This is a genomic window from Hahella sp. NS-SX17 (genome assembly GCF_057367735.1).
On record NZ_CM170632.1, the window covers coordinates 353,943 to 372,334 of the forward strand.

Genomic DNA, 18,392 nt, shown 5'->3' on the forward strand with positions numbered 1-18,392 from the left:
TTGCTCTTTCAATCCAGTGACCGACAGATCGCGGTAAATGTTTCGTCCCAGTTCAACGTAGGCTCAACCCAATCGGGCGCCGGTTGTGATTTAAGCTGCTCGCCGAACAAGTACAGGTGCGGCGCCAGCCCTTGCAGATGTCGCAAGACATCCAGCCGATCATCGACAAAATGGGTCAGACCCAACTCAGCACAATGCCCTGCTTTTTCGTGCCTTTTAAAACAAAACCGCAAGTGATGAGCTGCCATGCCGGTCCGCTCAAAGAACCGATGATGCGCCAGCCACAGCCGCGTTTTGTGCTGAGTGTTCTTACCCGCTTTGGACACCAGCCAGACCCGCCCTTCAAACACCTCAACCAGGCGAGACAGTCTTTCAATCGCCCCTTCCGCCGGCGGCGTCTGCAGCGCCTGTTCAATGCCTCCCGATAAAAACGCCGTGTCGGACTTCCCATCTTTCACTGGAGAGATAATTACTCGGCCGATATCGACCCCTAATTTGTGTATATGTTCTATTCTCGTATTCATGTGGAAATCATATCGGCGCGGACTCTATACCAGAACTATTGTTTATGTAGTGACTATAAAAATAGGTTATAGTTGAAATCTCTTAGCGAGCCCTGTAGCAACCACATCAGAGAGCAGCGCCCCGAATAAAATGGAACTATGAAAAACGACTGGATTGAGTCTTTTTTAGTGTTTAGTGAGTGCATGAACTTCACTCACGCCGCTGAACGCCTGCATATCTCTCAGCCTGCGCTGCACGTGAAAATAAAGAAGTTGTCCGAGCAATTGCAGACGCCGCTCTATCGAAAGTCCGGCAAGGAACTGGTGCTGACGGAAGAAGGTAAAAAAGTGCAGACCTTCGCCAGAGAAATGCGCGATCGCTCCAGCACCTTTTTTGAAGAGCTACGACACGGCGGTTCCGCGCAGCCCGTTGTGCTCGCTGCGGGTGAAGGCGCATTTCTGTACCTGCTGGGCATGGCGATTCAGGATTTCAAGAATATAAGTGAGCACCCACTACGCCTTATCACCTCGGATAAAGCGGCGACTATCAGCGCCGTCGAAGACGGTTCAGCGCATCTCGGCGTCGCTGCGTTGAGCGCAAAGCCAGAAGGACTGGAGCTGACTTTGCTGACGGAAGTGGAACAGACATTGGCGGTCCCGACGTCTCACCGTCTGGCGAAACGACGACACCTTAGTCTTAAGGACCTGAACGGAGAAAAACTGATCCTGCCGCCGCCAGGCCTGCCGCAACGCATGGCGGTGGAACAGGCGTTGATGAGCAACGGCGTCAACTGGACGCCATCCGTAGAGGCGCGCGGGTGGGAACTGATGCTGCATTTCGTGAAGCTGGGCGTGGGCGTCAGCATTGTCAACGGCTGCTGCAACATCCCCTCCGCCCTGACCGCCATTCCCATTCAGGACTTACCAAAAATCTCCTACTACATCATCGAACGCAAAGGCCGATGGAAAACCACCGGCGCGCAAGAGTTAAAAAGCTGCCTGTTAAACCACAAGGGGGACTGGCGGGAGCGACGTGGGGGTTAGCCGGTGTTCTACTGGCCAAGGATCGCCAATACAACAGAAATAACCACCGTAATATTTATGGTCATATGCATCAATATCGGCGCATACAAGCCTCCCGTATAACGGTACAACCATCCTGCGACGAGTCCCGAAGCCAAATAATAAGGGTAATTCGCCGGGCTCGTATGCAACAACATGAAGATGACGGCCTGCACGGCATTGGCGCCCCAAAAGCCGACATGACGTTGTACGGAGTTGAGCAACAATCCACGGCACAATACTTCTTCATATATCGGTCCCAGCATGCCAAATAGAAACAAACACAGCAGCATGCCGTAGGACTCATAGGCGTCTTTAATATAGAGGCTGGGATTGGCAATACTGGACAGCGATTTCTCCGACAGACTCAAACTGGGAGCAGTAAATATAAAGACGCCTCCCAGGATGATCGACATAGCAACACCAATGACAGGATTACTAGAGCTGCTGAAAATCGCGCTCCTCAGCCGCTTACCCGCCGTCAGCATCACAATGGTGAACATCAAAGGGACTATGATCAGGTATAAGTTTGTACCATTACCGGTGGGATACTGTGCGATGCTCGGGTCATTAAAAGAGCCCGGGTAGCAATATTCCGTCAACACATTGGCCGCAACGTTGAAAAGGCCCAGCGCTAACCAAGCTCGTCCCAATCCCCAGTCAACCCGCGTCGGCTCACCATAAGAGCCCAGCTTGCGCATCCGCCATAATCCCAAATAATGCACGGGCGCCAGAATGCATAGAGGGTAGCAGAACAGCAGCAGTAGCCATCCAAGGTTATAGATAAACAAACTTGGCATATCGGCAATGGCGCTTAAAGCCGCACCAGGGAAACTGATCGCCAAGCGTGACCATTGAATTAGAAACTGGTCATTCTCAGGCGTTCTTCCAACAAGTGCGGCATAGGCATTCCTCACTTCTTTCTCGTCGCCATGGGAAAGCTCATATTCGAACCACAGGCGCGCCAACTCAGTGTGTTTTTCAGGGGCAGCCAACACCAGTTCCAAAGTCAGGCGATCACGGTAAGCCTCGTTTCCTCCGGTAAACTGAACCAAACGGGCTCTTGTTATTGCATCCACTCTCTTCAGAGTTGCTGAATGCGCGCTACGGCTTAACTGGAGCGCTTCTTCATAGAGTTGCGCTTTTGTCAGAATACTAATGGCGTCGGCTTTCTCATGTTCCTGGAAGGGCCGCGCCAACATCCCCTTCGCCAGCTGTTGGGCTCTTTCCAAATTCCCGCCCCTTACACTGGCGTCGACCAAAATCGACGTCGCCTGAACACCAGGGATCAATGCATAGGCCGACATGGCGTAAACAGTCGCTGCGTGATGTTGGGAGGGGTCAATTAGGTAGGTATTCGCCAGCAGAACATTAAGCCGATATTGATCCGCTAACGACCAACCCTTGGCGTCGTCAAGAAGAGAAAGGGCCTTCAAGCGCCGTAAAGGAGCATCCCGTTCTTCCAGAAAATATAACTGCGTTGCAGGCTCATCGGGGAAATCCGCACGCAGACGGTTGCGACATAGCAAACCATCCTGTTCAGAGTTTTCCACGTGCAGCCCTTTCAGGCGATAGACTTGCGCAATCAACCGGCACAGGTTCGCCAGCTCGCTCGCCGTCCAAGCGTTTTGCGGATGTTGTACTAACCGCGACGCCACCTCTTTCTGATAAAGACGCGTTACTTCCTTTTCAAAATCCGCAAAGTCGGAAGTCGCGCCAAAGGCGGAGCCGGCGTAAAAGAGCACGCTCAGCAGCAGGGAGAGTACAACTTTCATGGGATAGACTGCATTGGTTCAGGGAACCGGCAATCTACCCCAGCGCAGAGAGGGAAACCAGCCTGTTTGCGTTACTCGTCCCGAATAACAAAAGCCTGAATCCCATTTTGATAGAGGATGTGCGCGGCGACGTCGTTGCGACGACCGCCTTCCTGCGACAGATAATAGATGGCGGACTTATCCAGGCCGGCTATTTTGTCGCGAAGGTCCGCCAGAGGCACATGCAGGCACTTGGGCAAAGGGGAGTGTTCAAACTCCTCGGTGGAGCGGATATCCAACAATGTGGACTTAGAATCTTCCGCCGCCCGTTTCCGGTATTCAGCCAGAGACACATAATTCACCAGCGGATCATGCAGCAGGCTTTGGAAAGATTTCTTATCGAGGCGCGCCAGCACGCCATCTTCGCTCATGATGATAGTGGCGGAGCGGACGGTATCGGACACCAGAGCTTCTTCACCGAAATAGGAGCCTTTACTGACGCGAATGGGTTTGCTTTCATCGCCGCCAATGAGCACCCGCGCGCTGCCGTCGATGAGCAGGTAGAAATAATCGCCCTCATCCCCCTCCTCGATAATGACCTGGCCTTTCTTAACCTCAACCCTTTCAAAGCGGGCGAATACTTTCTCCACATTGGCGGGCGGCAGATTAAAGAACAACGGAAACTCCAGCAGGCTGGCCATCCAGTCGAAGTAAGCTTCGTCAAAATCTCCGCTGATTTCTTCCACAGCTTCTGCTTCTTCTTGTTGCTCTCTCGCCGCCTTGTCTTCCTGATCCTGCTTTGCCTCCGCTTCCGTCCAGGCCAGGGCGCGGTCCAGAAAAACACCATCCACCGCCAGCATATGTCCCGGCTCCTGAGCAGTCACCGTGACCCCCTCCGGCATCTTGCCGTTCAACGGAAACAGGCAATCCGGGTCAGCGCTGTCTATGGTGCTGGAGGAAAGAATGTTCTTTTTAATTTTCAGCGCGCCTTTGAGCAAATAATAAGTGTCAGTGCGCTTGGCGGATTTATCGAAAACGACTTCCCCTCCACCGAACGTCATGACCTTACTGCGCTTGATCAATTGATTCAGATATTTCTTGGATAGCTGGCTCAACGGGGAGTACCGGGACATCAGCTGATCAGTGATGTTCAAACTGGCGTGTAGCGACATGGGGACTACTCGATTGAAAGGTGAATCTAAGTTGCCTACAGAATTAAAAATAGCATCAAACTCTGACAACCGTTAACCTCCATTTTTCGCGCCCCGCCCTATGATGGAGATCTTCACCGACATGGTTTCGTTCACCCTGACGCCCGCAGTCATTTGGGTATTCAGCCTCTACGCCCTCGCGTTGATCGCTTTAGTTCTGGAACGCTCCAGAAAGATCCCCGCCTATTCCTGGATGCTTCCCGCCTCCGCGTCGCTGGGCGCTGCGTTTTATTTCAGTCTCGCCGCCTGGATCGCGCTATTGCCCTTGGCGGCGTTATGGGCTGCGGGGGGCGCCATGGCGAAGCTGTCCGGTTGGAGAAAACTGCTCGCCTGGCTGGCGACGACAGTGTTATCCCTGGCGTTAGCGCTGCACCTGGCGCCAGGATTCTTTCACCAGACGGTGATCCCCACCAGCCATCTCGGCGCCGCCACTTTGCCGTTCACATTGAGCGCCAAACTGGATAAAGCCTTCGCCGGGCTGTTGCTTATCGCCCTTTTTCTTCCTTATCTCTCCACTTGGCGGCAAACCGGTGCGGATCTGCGTCGATACTGGCCACTGATCGCTGCTTCCCTGGCGATTATTTTCGGATTTGGCGTCGCACTGGGCGTTAATCTGGATATGAAGACCGGCGACTATGTTTGGGTGTTTGCGTTTTTCAATCTTTTCGTAACCTGCATCGCAGAAGAATCCTTCTTCCGGTTACTGATACAGCGCAGCTTTGTCCACTGCCTGCCAAACTTGAAACGAGTGGGGATATGGGGGGTATTCGCGGCGGGAACGCTATTCGGTCTGGCCCATTTCCATACCGGCCCCGGCGCCCTGCAACGCATGGCGCTGATCACCATAGCGGGCTATTGCTATGCCTGGATTTACTATAAAACCAATAACATATGGCTGTCGGTTTTACTGCACTTCCTGGTGAATATTATTCACATCAGCCTGTTTGTTTACCCAGCGGATTTTTAGGAGCGTCTTTATGTCTCCACGCCAGCTTCCTGCGTTAGCGGCCATGTTGCTTGGGCTAACGGCCTGCGCAGCCGATCCTGCCCTCACGCGCACGCAAGACAATCTGCGTTTCTCCAACCTGCGCCTGAAGCCGGCGATCACTGACCTGAATGGCCTGCAATGTGGGCCAGTGAACCCCACCGATTTACAACACATACTGCGAACAGGCGAACTCGTCAGCCACCGCCAAATACACGATGAATACTCCATCTCCGGCTGCTCCGTAACGGGGAGCCTGAGCATCAATGGCGCTTCCACGCCATTCAGCTTCGACTACAGCGGCATTTTCTATTTTGCGGACGGCCGCATACTGGCCTGCGGGGAAGTCTGCTGCGAGGCGGGTTTCGAGCATTGCAGCTGGTATGACCCGGCTACCCTGGAGTAGAGATAAGCATCTGGATTTGAAGCAAAAAAACAACAAATTTCCCCGCCATTATTCGCTATTTTTCTGCCATAATGCGCCACCTTTCATTTTGAAATGCAGGTTATACTCATTATTAACTTGGCAATGATATTGGCCAGTTAATAATCAGGCGCATGGATGCGCCTGCGCGGCGGCCAGCCGCGGGAGACAAGGCCTGACATGTGCAGGCCCTGTCGTTGCAGACATATAGAAGGAAGCTATTTGTCCGCCAAGTTAATAGTTCATAGGGTCATTTAACGCCTGCAGCAAATATTCCGGCGCTTCATCCGTAGTACGCTTTCACATCGTCTACGCCTCAATACGACTGAAGGGCTGGGAGGCTCGGCACACACCAAACATTGTCGCTCACGCGTCTTCCGGGGGTTTTACAAGGACATGACAAGCGCAAGATCCGGTTTCCTATTTCTACTCGCTTTTAGCGCCAGCGGCCTGACCTGGGCCGGACAACCCAGCTTCGATTGCGCCAAAGCGTCGCAACAGGTGGAGCATATTATCTGCAACTCGGAGGCCCTGGCCGCACAGGACGCAAAGCTCGCCAAGCTGTATGGCAATGTCATGAAGAGCCTGGACGAAAGCGCCAAAGACAAGCTGAAGTCCGAACAAAGGGAGTGGCTTAGAAACCGCAACCGGGATTGCGAATTAAATGGCGACGCTGGCGAGTCCTGCCTGCTTGGTCGTTATCGCCAGCGCAATGCGGAATTGTCAGCGATGCTGGCTTTTGACTCGTCCAGCCAGCCTGCTGACGGCGAACTCCGCATCATGCGCATCACTCCCAGCGGCGCAGATGTGCCCGCCGCGCAACAAGTGGTGTTTCAGTTTGATCGACCTGTCGTCCCCATCGGCCGTATGGAGCGGAACAGTAAAGATATTCCCGTCACTATCACGCCTTCGCTCAATTGCGAATGGCGCTGGCTCAATACCAGCGCGCTGGCCTGCCAACTGCGCAACGAAGACAAAATGCAGCAGGCGACCTACTACGAAATCACCATGCGCCCCGGCATCAAAACCGTTACTGGCGCACAGCTGAAACAGCCTGTGGAGCATAGCTTCACCACCGCTCGTCCCAAAGTCACCTACGAACGGTTCGTTAACTGGCTGTCGCCGGGCGCGCCGATGATTCAGATCACGTTCAACCAGCCGGTCACCAAGTCGTCCGTGGAAAAAGCCCTGACCATGCGCGCAGAAAGCACCGGCCAGCCGCCAGTAAACGTCATCGCTTATCCAGATAACCTTCCCCGCCAACAACCCTGGTGGATGGCGATCGCCAACGACGAAGAGCAGCCCAAGGTCAACGACCATCTTACCCAATTAGATGGCGACGAAGCCCGTTCCGTCTGGGTCATCGAGCCGAAAAAAGAGTTGCCGCTGGATCAGAACATCACCTTGCAGATCAAGCCTGGCCTGGTTTCCAGCGAAGGTTCTGAGCCGGGGGCGGAAAACCGGATACTGGAACGATTCGACACCTATCCGAATTTCGGTTTTGTCGGCATTCGCTGTACCCCAAAAGGCGCGAGCGAAGCGACGGACATATGGATGGAGCAACTGGACTCAATGAGTGAGGACACGGAGAACTTTGTCGAATGCGCCCCGCTGCGCTCAGTGGCGCTGCTGTTCACTTCACCGGTGGCGAATTCCATGGTGCGGGATCAGGTGACTTTTGATCCGCCTCTGAACGGCGGACGCAAAGACTATGATCCCTGGGAAAATACCCAGGACTGGACTCACCTGACCTCTCCCCATCGTAACGGACGTTTTTATCAGATCTGGTTGCCGGAGCTACTTAAGGCGGATCAAAAGTACGCCGTCAATCTGAATATCAATAACCTGACCGACGAATTCGGCCGCAAACTGAACAACAAAGTCAGCTTCAACTTTTTCACCGGTCACCGGGAGCCCAGACTGGAAGTCGCCCACGACGTAGCCATATTGGAAAAAGGCGTGGAAAGCGATGTGCCTTTGTACGTCACTAACCTGAGCAAAATTGACATCGCCTATAACTCACTGGGGGCCAACCAATCCGGACTCAACCAGAGAAAAGTGATTCCAGTGGCCCCTGCGGAGGATATCTCCTACGCCACCCCTATGGGCGTCAGGGATCTTCTTGGCGACGCCAGCGGCGCCCTGTTCGGCTCGCTCACTCCCAGCCCAACGCCGCCGGATTGGTATTACGATCCCAAGATTTTCGCAGAAGTCACGCCCTATCAGGTGCACTTCAAACTTGGCCACTTCAACTCCATGGCCTGGGTGACCTCGTTCAGCACAGGCGAACCAGTGGCGAATGCAAACGTCTCTCTGTGGTTCGGCTCCTATGAAAACCTGCCCGGCTTGCGTAACCTGAAGATCACCACCAAAACCGACCCTAACGGTATGGCGTCAATGCCTGGTTTGGAGCAGATTGACCCGCAACTGGAAAGCATCTACGGCGGCAGAAGCGCAGAACGGGAAGGTTTCTTCGTCAAAGTGGAACACGCCGGCGACATCGCCATAGTACCTTTGAACAGCAATTTCACCGTGTGGGACCGGGATCTTTACCCTAGCCTGAAGCGCAAGGGCGGTCACGCCCATGCCTGGGGAACCACCGCTCAGGGCGTTTACAAACTGGGCGACAAGGTTCAGTTCAAAATTTATGTGCGCGAGCAAAGCAACAAGCACTGGGTTGAACCCTATGCGTCGAATTACTCCCTGAAGGTGTTCGATCCGCAGAACAAAATCGTCTACGAACGCCAAAACATCGGCCTGAATAAATACGGCGCTTTCGATGGCGAGTTCACCCTTCCCGAGCAGGGCGCGGTGGGCTGGCATGAGTTCCACCTGACGTTGAATGCCCCGTCCGGCAGCGAGGTGCAGGAAACGTCCTGGTCGCCGATGTCTGTGCTGGTGAGCGACTTTACGCCTTCGCCCTTCAAAGTGAAGACAGAATTGAACGGCGCCCTGTTCCGCGCCAACGACTCGGTACAAGTCACGTCATTGGCCACGCTGCACTCTGGCGGCCCCTACACGGAAGCGGAAGTGCGCTTGACCGCCAAGCTGACGCCGCAGGAGTTCTCCACCGACAACCCTGTCGCCAAAGGCTTCACATTTGGCGGCGACAATGACACTGGCGGCGAAAACAACTTGCTCGATATTCGTCGTAAACTGGATGACGCCGGCCAGTACGTGGAAGCTTTTACCCTTCCAGATAGCGGCGTGTTCTATGGCCGTCTGATGGTGGAAGCGGCGGTGAAGGACGAGCGCGGTAAGTTCGTAGCCTCCTCCACTACCGCGGATTACGCCGGTAGAACCCGCTATGTCGGTCTGCGCAATACTCAGTGGCTGTATAAAAAAGACGAGCCTGCGCGTCTGGAAACCTTAGTGGTGGATCAAAGCGGCGCCCCGGTCGCCGGCGAGTCCGTGCGCATCGCCATTAACCATCGCGAATACAAGGCGTCACGAGTAAAAGGCCCCGGCAACGCCTATCTGACGCAAAACATCATGGAGTGGGTGGAAGAAACCCAGTGCGAGCTGAAGAGCGATAAAACCGCCTCGACGTGCGAATTCAAACCGCAGAAGCCAGGCTATTACCAGTTCGTCGCCACCGTCAAGGACACGGAAAACCGGGATCACAGCACCACCTTATATGGCTGGGTGACTGGCAGCGGCTCCGTGGTGTGGGATCAGAGCAACGACGCCACTTTGCAGATCGTTCCCGAGCAGACCAAGTACAAAATCGGCGATACCGCCCGTTACCTGATCAAAAACCCCTTCCCAGGCACCAAAGCTCTGATTTCGGTAGAGCGTTACGGCATTCTTGATAGCTGGGTGCAAACGCTGGACTCCAGCACGCCAGTCATCGAAGTGCCCGTTAAGGCGGACTATCTGCCTGGTTTCTATCTGTCCGTCGTCGTGGTGTCGCCACGGGTCGAAAAGCCACTGGGTCCTGGACATGTGGACCTGGGCAAACCCAGCTATCGCATGGGCTATATCAGCGCCAAAGTGGTGGACCCGCTCAAAGAGCTGGATATCCGCGTCGCCACCGATAAAGAAGTATATAAACCCCGTGAGCAGGTGAAGGCGAAGATCCACATTAATCGCAAGAAAAGCGATCCCGCCGAGGGCTATGAAATCGCAGTGGCGGTTATCGACGAGTCTGTTCTGGCGCTTAACCGCAGCGGCGACAACTATTACGACCCCTATGCCGGATTTAATCGCCTTGACCAACCTGATGTGTATAACTACAACCTGATCAGCCGACTGGTGGGTCGTCAGAAATTCGAGAAGAAAGGCGCCAACCCTGGCGGCGGCGGCGCGGCCTCCGCGCAACTGCGTAACGAATTCAAGTTCGTCAGTTACTGGAATCCTTCTATCGAACCAGACTCGAACGGCAATGCTGAGATCGAGTTCAACGTGCCGGACAACCTTACCGGTTGGCGCATCTTCGCCTTCGCGGTAACCCGGGAAGATCGCATGGGCTTGGGCGACGTCACTTTCAAAGTAAATCGTCCAACGGAGATTCGTCCGGTCATGCCTAATCAGGTGATCGAGGGCGATCGCTTCAAAGCCGGCTTCAACGTGATGAACCGGACGGATAAAGAACGCACCATCAAAATGGACGTGCGCGTCAAAGGCCCACTCGCGGAGGGAGCCGAGCACGCCTTCTCCCGCGAGTTGAAAATCGGCCCCTACAAAAGGGAAAACGTCTGGCTGCCGATTGACACCAAAGGCGGCGGCGAACTGGTTTTCATCGCCAAAGGCGGCGACCGGCTGGATACGGATGCGCTGGAGCACAAAACCATCGTTAACAAGCGCCGTTCACTGGAAACGGCGGCGACGTATGGAACCACTACAGCGACCAGCGTCAGTGAAAACGTCCAGGTTCCTGAAGGCATATTCGAAGACGTCGGCTATATTGGCGCGGTACTGTCGCCTTCCGTCATAGGCAATCTCGACGGCGCTTTCTCTTACATCAGAGACTATCCGTACATGAGTTGGGAGCAGCGGCTTACCAAAGCCACGGTAGCCCGATCCTACCTGGAGCTGAAGGAATACCTGGCGGAAGATACGCAGTGGCCGGATGCTCAGAAGGATATCGACAACGCCATGAATGTCGCCGCCAACTTCCAAGCGCCGAATGGCGGCATGGCTTACTGGGTGGCGTCCAACGCTTATGTCAGCCCCTACTTGTCCGCTTACACCGCCATGGCGTTTAACTGGATGCGCGCCAGCGGCCATGAAGTCCCCGCTGGCGTGGAGCAGCGGCTACATGAGTATCTGTTGACCTTGCTGCGTCAGGACAGCTTCCCCACGTTCTACAGCAAAGGCATGTCCTCATCTGTGCGAGCAGTGGCTCTGGCGGCGTTGGCGGAAGCTGGCAAAATCGACCAGAGCGACGTCAGTCGCTACGAGCGCCATACGCCGGAAATGGACCTGTTCGGCAAAGCGCACTTCCTGCAGGCGGCGGTGCGCACCGAGCATGTTCCGCAAAGTGTCGTGAGCAAATCCATGGACGATATTCTGGGTCACGCCAGCCAAAGCGGCGGCAAGTTCCAGTTCAACGAACCTTGGGACGACAGCTACAGCTATATCCTGGCGACGCCGCTGCGCTCTAATTGCGCCATTCTGAGCAGCCTGCTGGCGGCGCAAACGGAAGCGGGTATGGGCGCAACCATCGGCGATTTTCCCTTCAAACTGGTCAGAAGCATTACCCAGAGTCGCGGCGCCAGAGATCACTGGGAAAATACCCAGGAAAACGTGTTCTGCCTGAATGCGCTGGTCAGCTACGCGTCCATTTATGAGAAGGAAGATCCCGCCATAAAAGTGTCCGTCAGTTTCGACGGCAAGCGCCTCGGCGCTGCATCCTTCAACAAGAAATCAGACCCCATGACGACAGTCAGTCGCCCACTGACCGCCGCCGATCCGGGCAAAGCCGCCACCCTCACTATTGAAAAAGAAGGGAAAGGCAGGCTCTACTACTCCGCCCGCATCGCTTACGACCTGAAAGAGGATAACGCTGCGCGCATCAACTCCGGCGTCGAAATTCGTCGGGAATATTCCGTTGAACGCAACGGCAAGTTTGAGCTGCTGAAGAGCCCCATGAAGATTCGGCGGGGCGAGCTGGTGAAAGTGGACCTCTTTGTCTCCATCCCCACCGCGCGCCATTTCGTCGTGGTGAATGACCCTATCCCCGGAGGCCTGGAGCCCGTGAACGCCGATCTGGCCACTGCGTCACAGGTGGATGCGGATAAAGGTAAGTTCAAAGCCGCGGAAGGGTCCTGGTTCTACACCTTCTCGGACTGGTCCTACTACGGGCGCTATTTCTGGAGCTTCTATCACAAAGAGCTGCGCCATGACTCAGCCCGCTTCTACGCGGATTATCTGCCGGCGGGTAACTACTTCCTTTCCTACACGGCCCAAGCCATCGCGGAAGGCGACTTCAGCGTCATGCCTGTACATGCCGAGGAAATGTATGATCCGGACGTCTATGGCAAAGGGCTGCCGGCCACGTTGAACGTGGGGGAGTAGTTCGCGTCTATGTTGAAAAAACTGATGCGCGCCCGGAAAAAACTGGCGGCCGGCGTCGCAGTGACAGTCACCCTGTCCTGCGCCGCTCTGGCCGGGGCTACCTATTTCGCCATCAAACCACTGCCGGAAGACCTCTCAACCGTCATCGCCAGCGCCAGCAAGAACACCTATCTGGACCGACGCGGCAAGCGTTTGAACATTACTTATGAGAATGAGTGGAATATCTATGACGTCAGTGACTACCACGACATTCCTGAATTCCTGCGACGGGCGTTCATCCTGTCGGAGGACAAACGCTTTTTCTCCCACGGCGGCGCAGACTGGTTGGCGCGGCTCAACGCGGCGCGCCAGAACCTGATGTCCGGCGGCGTCGTGCGCGGCGCCAGCACCATTAGCGAACAAGTCGTGCGCATGCTGCATCCCCGCCCGCGCACGCCTTGGTCGCGCTGGGTTGAAGGGTTTGAAGCCGCCAACCTGGAGACGCGATTTTCCAAGATAGAAATCCTTGAGTTTTATCTGAACCAGGTTCCCTATTCCGCCCGCCGCAGAGGCGTCGAACAAGCCGCGGAGTACTATTTCGGACGTGACCTCACAACGCTGAACTACAAGGAAATGCTGGCGCTGGCGGTGTTGGTGAGGTCCCCACGCTGGCTCGATCCACAACGCCAGCTCGCCAACCTGAACCGCGCTATCGACAATCTGCTGGGGCGTCTGGATCTCGATGAGGAAGAACGCGCCCTCATCACTGCGCAGGCGCTGGAGTTACAGAAGACAGACATCCACTATGATTTGTCTCATTTCATCCGGTTCGCGGAAAACCGGCTGAATACGCAGAATCTGGAAAATGGGGCGGTCTATACCACCATCGACACGGAACTGCAGACCAAAATCCAGCAAACCCTGGACAATCGCCTGGATAATCTCGCCTCTCATCGGGTGCATAACGGCGCCGTATTGGTAGTCGACCATGAGAACGATGAGATTCTGTCTTGGGTAGTCGGCTATGCGGGTCGCAACGATAAGCCCTTCAACCGCATCGACGCCATCACCACGCCCCGTCAACCGGGCTCCACGCTGAAGCCGCTGTTATACGCCAACGCCATCCGTAAGGGGTGGACCGCCGCCACCATGCTGGACGACTCGCCTCTACAGGAGAGCGTCGGCCTGGGCATGCACACCTACCACAACTACAGTCGCGGCTATTATGGCTCGATTTCTTTGCGGGAAGCCTTGGGCAACTCTCTCAACATCCCCGCCGTCCTGGCCATACAGTACGTCGGTCCTGGGGAGTTTCTGACCTTTCTGCACGACCTGGGCGTCGAAAGCCTGTCCGGTCACCCAAACGTCTACGGCGACGGACTTGCTCTCGGCAACGGGGAAATGACGCTGTACGAGCTGGTGCAGGCATACTCCGTACTGGCTCGAATGGGGGATTTCAAACCCCTGTCTTTTATAGAAGGCGGGCGCGGTTACCGTGGCCATCGCGTTTTGTCTGAAGATATTTCCAGCCTGATCGCCGACATCATGTCCGACCCGGCCGCGAGAGAGAAAGAGTTCGGCTGGGATTCCGTCCTCAACTTCCCCCATCAGACCGCTGTTAAAACCGGTACGTCCAGCGACTACCGGGACGCGTGGTCCGTTGGCTTCAACGACAAATACACCGTGGGCGTATGGATGGGCAATCTCGATTACGCCGAGATGAGCAAAGTCACCGGCTCAATGGGGCCGGCTTACGTGCTGCGCTCCGTATTCAATGAGCTGAATAAAAACCGGGAAGTAAAGCCGCTTTACCTCAGCAATAACCTGCAGAAGTTATCTGTCTGCATCAATACAGGAGAGCTGGCCGACAACGGTTGTGAGTCCCGGGACGAATGGTTTCTGCCCGGAACCTTACCAGGAGACGCCCATAAAAATACTGGCGAAGTAAGGATTCGCAAACCCAGCAAGGGCCTGCTGATGGCGATGGATCCGAGAATTCCAGATGAATCCGAATATTTCGAGTTTGCTCTGACAGCAGCGGATAACATTCAAAGCGTCAAGTGGTTCATCAATGGCGAGCTGGTCGCCACCACCAATAAATCCACCTATAACTGGAAGCTGTCCAAAGGCGAATTTCACACCAAAGCAGAGATCGCCTTTACAGACGGGACACATCCCGTCACCACCGAAGAAATCCAATATCGTGTAAATTAAGCGGCGTAGCTACGCCGCTCCCATCAGCCCACGTGGTGAAATTGCACTTCTTTAAATGTGATATCAATGGCGACGCCAGAGGAAGACACATAAGTATGGTATTGAGCCGTTAATTGCTTGAAGAAGTCCAGTCGCTTGCCTGTCGTGCAACGGTACTCTCCAGAATTGGGGTCGAAAAACTTCATGCCGTCTGCATCCACATATAACGCACAAACGTGGTTGGTGGAAATACCCTTACCGCTCAACACCATCATGACAAGGTGATGGCCAGGGTTGTTGCTAAGGTGCTGGAGCGCTGCGCCATAGGTATCGTAGTTCTTTTCGATAACCACGCCGCCGTGGCGCATTCCCAAAGATGTGGGCGCAACAGAAGCGATACGGGCTGCATAGGTATGATGCCTGGTGTTGTTGAAGTAACCAGCGAAGTAGTCCGTATTCTTCCAGGCGATGTCCGTGTTCAGATACGTAATGCGATTAGCGGGGGTTTCACCGCGCTGACGTTGATGACGCTGCACCCAGGCGAATGACAAGCCGGTGCAGCCGCCTACCTGTATATTCTTCATCTGCTGCAACAGCGGACGCGTCATAATTTGGCGGCGCTGTTTGAATTTAGCAATACGATACTGTTTCAGCGCGGAAATGGTCTTCCAGGAAGTAAAGGACATAGGGCTCTCTCATCAGATTTACAAAATGCCGGAACGTCCTTTTCCGATGAAAGTGAAAAATTAACGGGCGATCTACCCGACGAATCAGGTAAGCGCCGACCTGATCAAAGCGCCGTCAGCTTTATGTGTAAAGTTTTGTAAAATGCCGGGAATATTGCGGCTAAATGCAGTCAATTGAGTGGAAATTCAAGGTATTACAGAGCTTTTCCCTGTTGAAGCGGATTGTCTCCACGTCCTCTCCCATCGCAGGGTTGGGCTTTATGGTTTGAATAATCAGTTCATTGTGTAGAACCTCATCCCCTGATGTTCTGAGCACCTCAATGATCCGGTTTTCACCGGCATTCCAAAATGTTTCCTTTACCTTCAGCCATTCTGATCCAGTTTCGTCCGCCACTTGCAAAAGCGTGTGCTCTATTTCCTCTCTGGAATGATCTAAATATTCTTCTGCGTGCATATTATGGGGAACAGAGTCCACCTCAGGAACTTCTCCTTCTTCTAAATCAAAATATTCAACGACAGATAAATTTTTACAATGCCATTGCGCTTCAGAACTAAGTTTATATTGCAGCAGGATTACCAAGGTCCGTCGCCTCATCTACTGTTAATAGATAGCATTTATTCTATTGACTTACCCGACGGGCAAATCATTTATCTCTTATGGAGAGCATATTGAATAGTCTCAGGTTATGGATAGTCCAGTCGACACAAACCAATCCAAGCGACTTTTATGTGAGGGTAGAGAACTCTGAGTTTTACAGCGCCTACTGGATAGCGCGTTCATCCTCAACACAGAGGGCGGAGGCGTTGGTTCTGGAGACGGCTGAAGAATTAGCGCTGGGCGATACAGAGATTATTAAAACTCAACCCTATGACCCGGAAACGCTGATTAAGGATGCACTGGTAACAGCAAAAATTAGGAGTATGTCGACAAAACTACGTGGCCAAGAAGACGCCCATTTAGCGGCCTGGATTTCATCAGAAGGACGGCTTTGGTAGTCATTGATACAACATCCCAAACAAGGACGGCATCATATTCTTAACCGTTGAAAGCCAACTGAGCCAACCCGGTTTCAGGTCAGCCCAGATGGCGTTCAGTTACCTACTTTATTACTCCGCCACAGTGACTACCGCAGACGTGCAACAAAATTATTCGACCGTAACGCTCTTGGCCAGATTTCGCGGCTGGTCTACGTCAGTGCCTTTGAGTACGGCGACGTGGTAGGACAGCAACTGCAACGGCACGGTGTAAACGATGGGCGCCAGGATATCGTGTACTGCGGGGATGGGGATAACGTGTACGCCTGGTTCTTCTTCCAGCGCCACTTCCGCATCTGCGAATACATATAACTCGCCGCCACGAGCGCGAACTTCCTGCAGGTTAGACTTCAACTTCTCCAGCAACTCGTTGTTAGGGGCGACGGTAATAACCGGCATATCCTTGTCCACAAGCGCCAGAGGGCCGTGTTTCAATTCACCCGCTGGGTAGGCTTCGGCGTGGATGTAAGAGATCTCCTTCAGCTTCAGAGCCCCTTCCATCGCCACAGGATACATGGAGCCGCGTCCCAGGAACAAAGAGTGGTGTTTTTCTGCGAAAGCTTCTGAGGTCTTGTTGATGACGTCATCCAGATCCAGCACTTTCTGGATCAGACCAGGCAGGGCTTTGAGGCCTTCCACCAGCTCCGCTTCTTTCTCTTTGGTCAGACCATGACGTCTCCCTAACGCGATAGCAAGAATCAACAGAGCAACTAGCTGAGTAGTGAACGCCTTGGTTGAAGCGACGCCAATCTCCGGGCCAGCCTGGGTCATTACAGTCAGATCGGATTCGCGCACCAAAGAGCTGCCAGGCACGTTACAAATCGCCAGCGCAGATTTGAAGCCGGCCTTTTTAGCCTGACGCAACGCAGCCAGCGTGTCAGCGGTCTCACCAGACTGAGAGATGGTGACAAACAGCATGTCCGACTGCACGACGTGTTTGCGGTAACGGTATTCGCTAGCGACTTCAACCTGGCAGGGAATGCCAACCAACTCTTCGATCCAGTATCTGGCGACAAGGCCCGAGTGATAGCTGGTGCCGCACGCAACGATCTGAACGGAGCCTACGCCGTCAAACACATTGGCCGCGTCCGCGCCCAGAACCTGCTCAAGAATGTGATCGCCACTGATGCGGCCTTCCAGAGTCGCCTTGATCACTTTAGGCTGCTCGTAGATTTCCTTCATCATATAGTGGCGGTATTCGCCTTTTTCCACACTGTCGAGCCCGCCATGCTCAAAACGCACAACCGGGCGCTCTACTTTGGCGCCAGAGCCGTCCCAAACGGTAATCTTTTCCATGGTGACTTCAGTGATGTCGCCTTCTTCCAGATAGATGAAGCGGTCTGTGACCTGCAACAACGCCAAGGCGTCGGAAGCCAGGAAGTTTTCGCCGATGCCAACGCCAACCACCAACGGGCTGCCTTCGCGAGCCGCCAGGATACGGTTGGGCTCAGAGGAGTGAACCACCGCCAATGCATAAGCGCCATGTAGCTGTTCAATTGTCTTCTTGAACGCCTGCATCATGTCGCCGGTTTCCTGATACATGCTGTCGATCAGGTGTGCGACGACTTCGGTATCCGTTTCAGATGTGAACTCATAGCCTTTATCGCGTAAGTCCTGACGCAGAGCTTCATAGTTCTCAATGATGCCATTGTGTACGATGGCGAGGTTTTCCCCGGACATGTGGGGGTGCGCATTAGTAACGCTGGGCTTTCCATGAGTCGCCCAACGGGTATGCGCAATACCCGTGCGGCCAGGAAGAGGGTATTTAGTGATGGCTTCTTCCAGCGCGGCGACTTTACCCACTTCGCGTTGACGCTGGATTTTATTCGCAGCTTCGACAACGGCCATACCCGCAGAATCATATCCGCGGTATTCAAGACGTTTCAGGCCTTCTAGCAGGATAGCGGATACGTCCCGCTGGGCTATCGCCCCAACTATGCCACACATATGTTTTCCTTGTTTCGGATTGGATTAACTCAATAAACGAATCTTAGTACGTTTTATGTTCTTTTAGTAAACAGGGCTGCAAGCCCCGTTTAAC

Annotated in this window: 12 protein-coding genes; 6 read left to right on the top strand and 6 right to left on the bottom strand. The window is 54.1% G+C overall.

The genetic code is table 11. The features are described from left to right. Positions 1 to 8 precede the first annotated feature (8 nt). Positions 9 to 524, bottom strand: a complete 516-nt coding sequence (locus AC2IBB_RS01670) for a hypothetical protein (protein WP_486331184.1) — start codon at positions 522 to 524, stop codon at positions 9 to 11. Positions 525 to 662: 138 nt separating this feature from the next. Between AC2IBB_RS01670 and AC2IBB_RS01675 the strand changes: the two genes are divergently transcribed. Further along, entirely contained in the window at positions 663 to 1,547 is an 885-nt protein-coding gene (locus tag AC2IBB_RS01675; protein WP_486331185.1) for a LysR family transcriptional regulator, read from the top strand. Positions 1,548 to 1,555: 8 nt separating this feature from the next. Here AC2IBB_RS01675 and AC2IBB_RS01680 read toward each other — a convergent pair whose 3' ends face one another. Together AC2IBB_RS01680 and AC2IBB_RS01685 are read right to left on the bottom strand one after the other, a co-directional pair. Next, a complete protein-coding gene (locus AC2IBB_RS01680) occupies positions 1,556 to 3,340 on the bottom strand; it encodes a CPBP family intramembrane glutamic endopeptidase (protein WP_486331186.1) in 1,785 nt (594 codons plus the stop codon). A 71-nt stretch (positions 3,341 to 3,411) separates the two neighbouring features. After that, the gene (locus AC2IBB_RS01685; protein WP_486331187.1) at positions 3,412 to 4,491 is read right to left on the bottom strand and encodes a cyclic nucleotide-binding domain-containing protein; all 1,080 of its coding nucleotides are present in this window, start codon (positions 4,489 to 4,491) and stop codon (positions 3,412 to 3,414) included. Between the two features lie 121 nt (positions 4,492 to 4,612). On the opposite strand from AC2IBB_RS01685, the gene AC2IBB_RS01690 reads away from it, so the two are divergent. The 4 genes from AC2IBB_RS01690 to AC2IBB_RS01705 all read left to right on the top strand — a co-directional run bounded on the left by AC2IBB_RS01690 (position 4,613) and on the right by AC2IBB_RS01705 (position 14,651). Then, entirely contained in the window at positions 4,613 to 5,497 is an 885-nt protein-coding gene (locus AC2IBB_RS01690; protein ID WP_486331188.1) for a CPBP family intramembrane glutamic endopeptidase, read from the top strand. A gap of 10 nt (positions 5,498 to 5,507) precedes the next feature. Continuing rightward, a complete protein-coding gene (locus tag AC2IBB_RS01695) occupies positions 5,508 to 5,921 on the top strand; it encodes a hypothetical protein (RefSeq protein WP_486331189.1) in 414 nt (137 codons plus the stop codon). A gap of 414 nt (positions 5,922 to 6,335) precedes the next feature. After that, positions 6,336 to 12,458, top strand: coding sequence for an alpha-2-macroglobulin family protein (locus AC2IBB_RS01700; RefSeq protein ID WP_486331190.1), 6,123 nt, complete (start codon positions 6,336 to 6,338; stop codon positions 12,456 to 12,458). A 9-nt stretch (positions 12,459 to 12,467) separates the two neighbouring features. After that, entirely contained in the window at positions 12,468 to 14,651 is a 2,184-nt protein-coding gene (locus AC2IBB_RS01705) for a transglycosylase domain-containing protein (RefSeq protein ID WP_486331191.1), read from the top strand. 23 nt (positions 14,652 to 14,674) lie between these two features. Here AC2IBB_RS01705 and AC2IBB_RS01710 read toward each other — a convergent pair whose 3' ends face one another. Next, complete coding sequence (locus tag AC2IBB_RS01710; RefSeq protein ID WP_486331192.1) at positions 14,675 to 15,316, bottom strand: YopT-type cysteine protease domain-containing protein; 642 nt, start codon at positions 15,314 to 15,316, stop codon at positions 14,675 to 14,677. Between the two features lie 160 nt (positions 15,317 to 15,476). Further along, positions 15,477 to 15,896 carry a hypothetical protein gene (locus tag AC2IBB_RS01715; RefSeq protein WP_486331193.1) on the bottom strand — a complete coding sequence of 140 codons (420 nt, stop codon included), beginning with the start codon at positions 15,894 to 15,896 and terminating at the stop codon, positions 15,477 to 15,479. A gap of 89 nt (positions 15,897 to 15,985) precedes the next feature. Between AC2IBB_RS01715 and AC2IBB_RS01720 the strand changes: the two genes are divergently transcribed. After that, positions 15,986 to 16,312 carry a hypothetical protein gene (locus AC2IBB_RS01720; protein WP_486331194.1) on the top strand — a complete coding sequence of 109 codons (327 nt, stop codon included), beginning with the start codon at positions 15,986 to 15,988 and terminating at the stop codon, positions 16,310 to 16,312. Positions 16,313 to 16,462: 150 nt separating this feature from the next. Here AC2IBB_RS01720 and glmS read toward each other — a convergent pair whose 3' ends face one another. After that, positions 16,463 to 18,298, bottom strand: coding sequence for a glutamine--fructose-6-phosphate transaminase (isomerizing) (glmS, locus tag AC2IBB_RS01725; RefSeq protein ID WP_486331195.1), 1,836 nt, complete (start codon positions 18,296 to 18,298; stop codon positions 16,463 to 16,465). Positions 18,299 to 18,392 lie beyond the last annotated feature (94 nt).

Coding starts and splice junctions, on each gene's coding strand:
- AC2IBB_RS01670 (WP_486331184.1), bottom strand. CDS start 524: ATGAATACGAGAATAGAACATATACACAAATTAGGGGTCGATATCGGC.
- AC2IBB_RS01675 (WP_486331185.1), top strand. CDS start 663: ATGAAAAACGACTGGATTGAGTCTTTTTTAGTGTTTAGTGAGTGCATG.
- AC2IBB_RS01680 (WP_486331186.1), bottom strand. CDS start 3,340: ATGAAAGTTGTACTCTCCCTGCTGCTGAGCGTGCTCTTTTACGCCGGC.
- AC2IBB_RS01685 (WP_486331187.1), bottom strand. CDS start 4,491: ATGTCGCTACACGCCAGTTTGAACATCACTGATCAGCTGATGTCCCGG.
- AC2IBB_RS01690 (WP_486331188.1), top strand. CDS start 4,613: ATGGTTTCGTTCACCCTGACGCCCGCAGTCATTTGGGTATTCAGCCTC.
- AC2IBB_RS01695 (WP_486331189.1), top strand. CDS start 5,508: ATGTCTCCACGCCAGCTTCCTGCGTTAGCGGCCATGTTGCTTGGGCTA.
- AC2IBB_RS01700 (WP_486331190.1), top strand. CDS start 6,336: ATGACAAGCGCAAGATCCGGTTTCCTATTTCTACTCGCTTTTAGCGCC.
- AC2IBB_RS01705 (WP_486331191.1), top strand. CDS start 12,468: ATGTTGAAAAAACTGATGCGCGCCCGGAAAAAACTGGCGGCCGGCGTC.
- AC2IBB_RS01710 (WP_486331192.1), bottom strand. CDS start 15,316: ATGTCCTTTACTTCCTGGAAGACCATTTCCGCGCTGAAACAGTATCGT.
- glmS (WP_486331195.1), bottom strand. CDS start 18,298: ATGTGTGGCATAGTTGGGGCGATAGCCCAGCGGGACGTATCCGCTATC.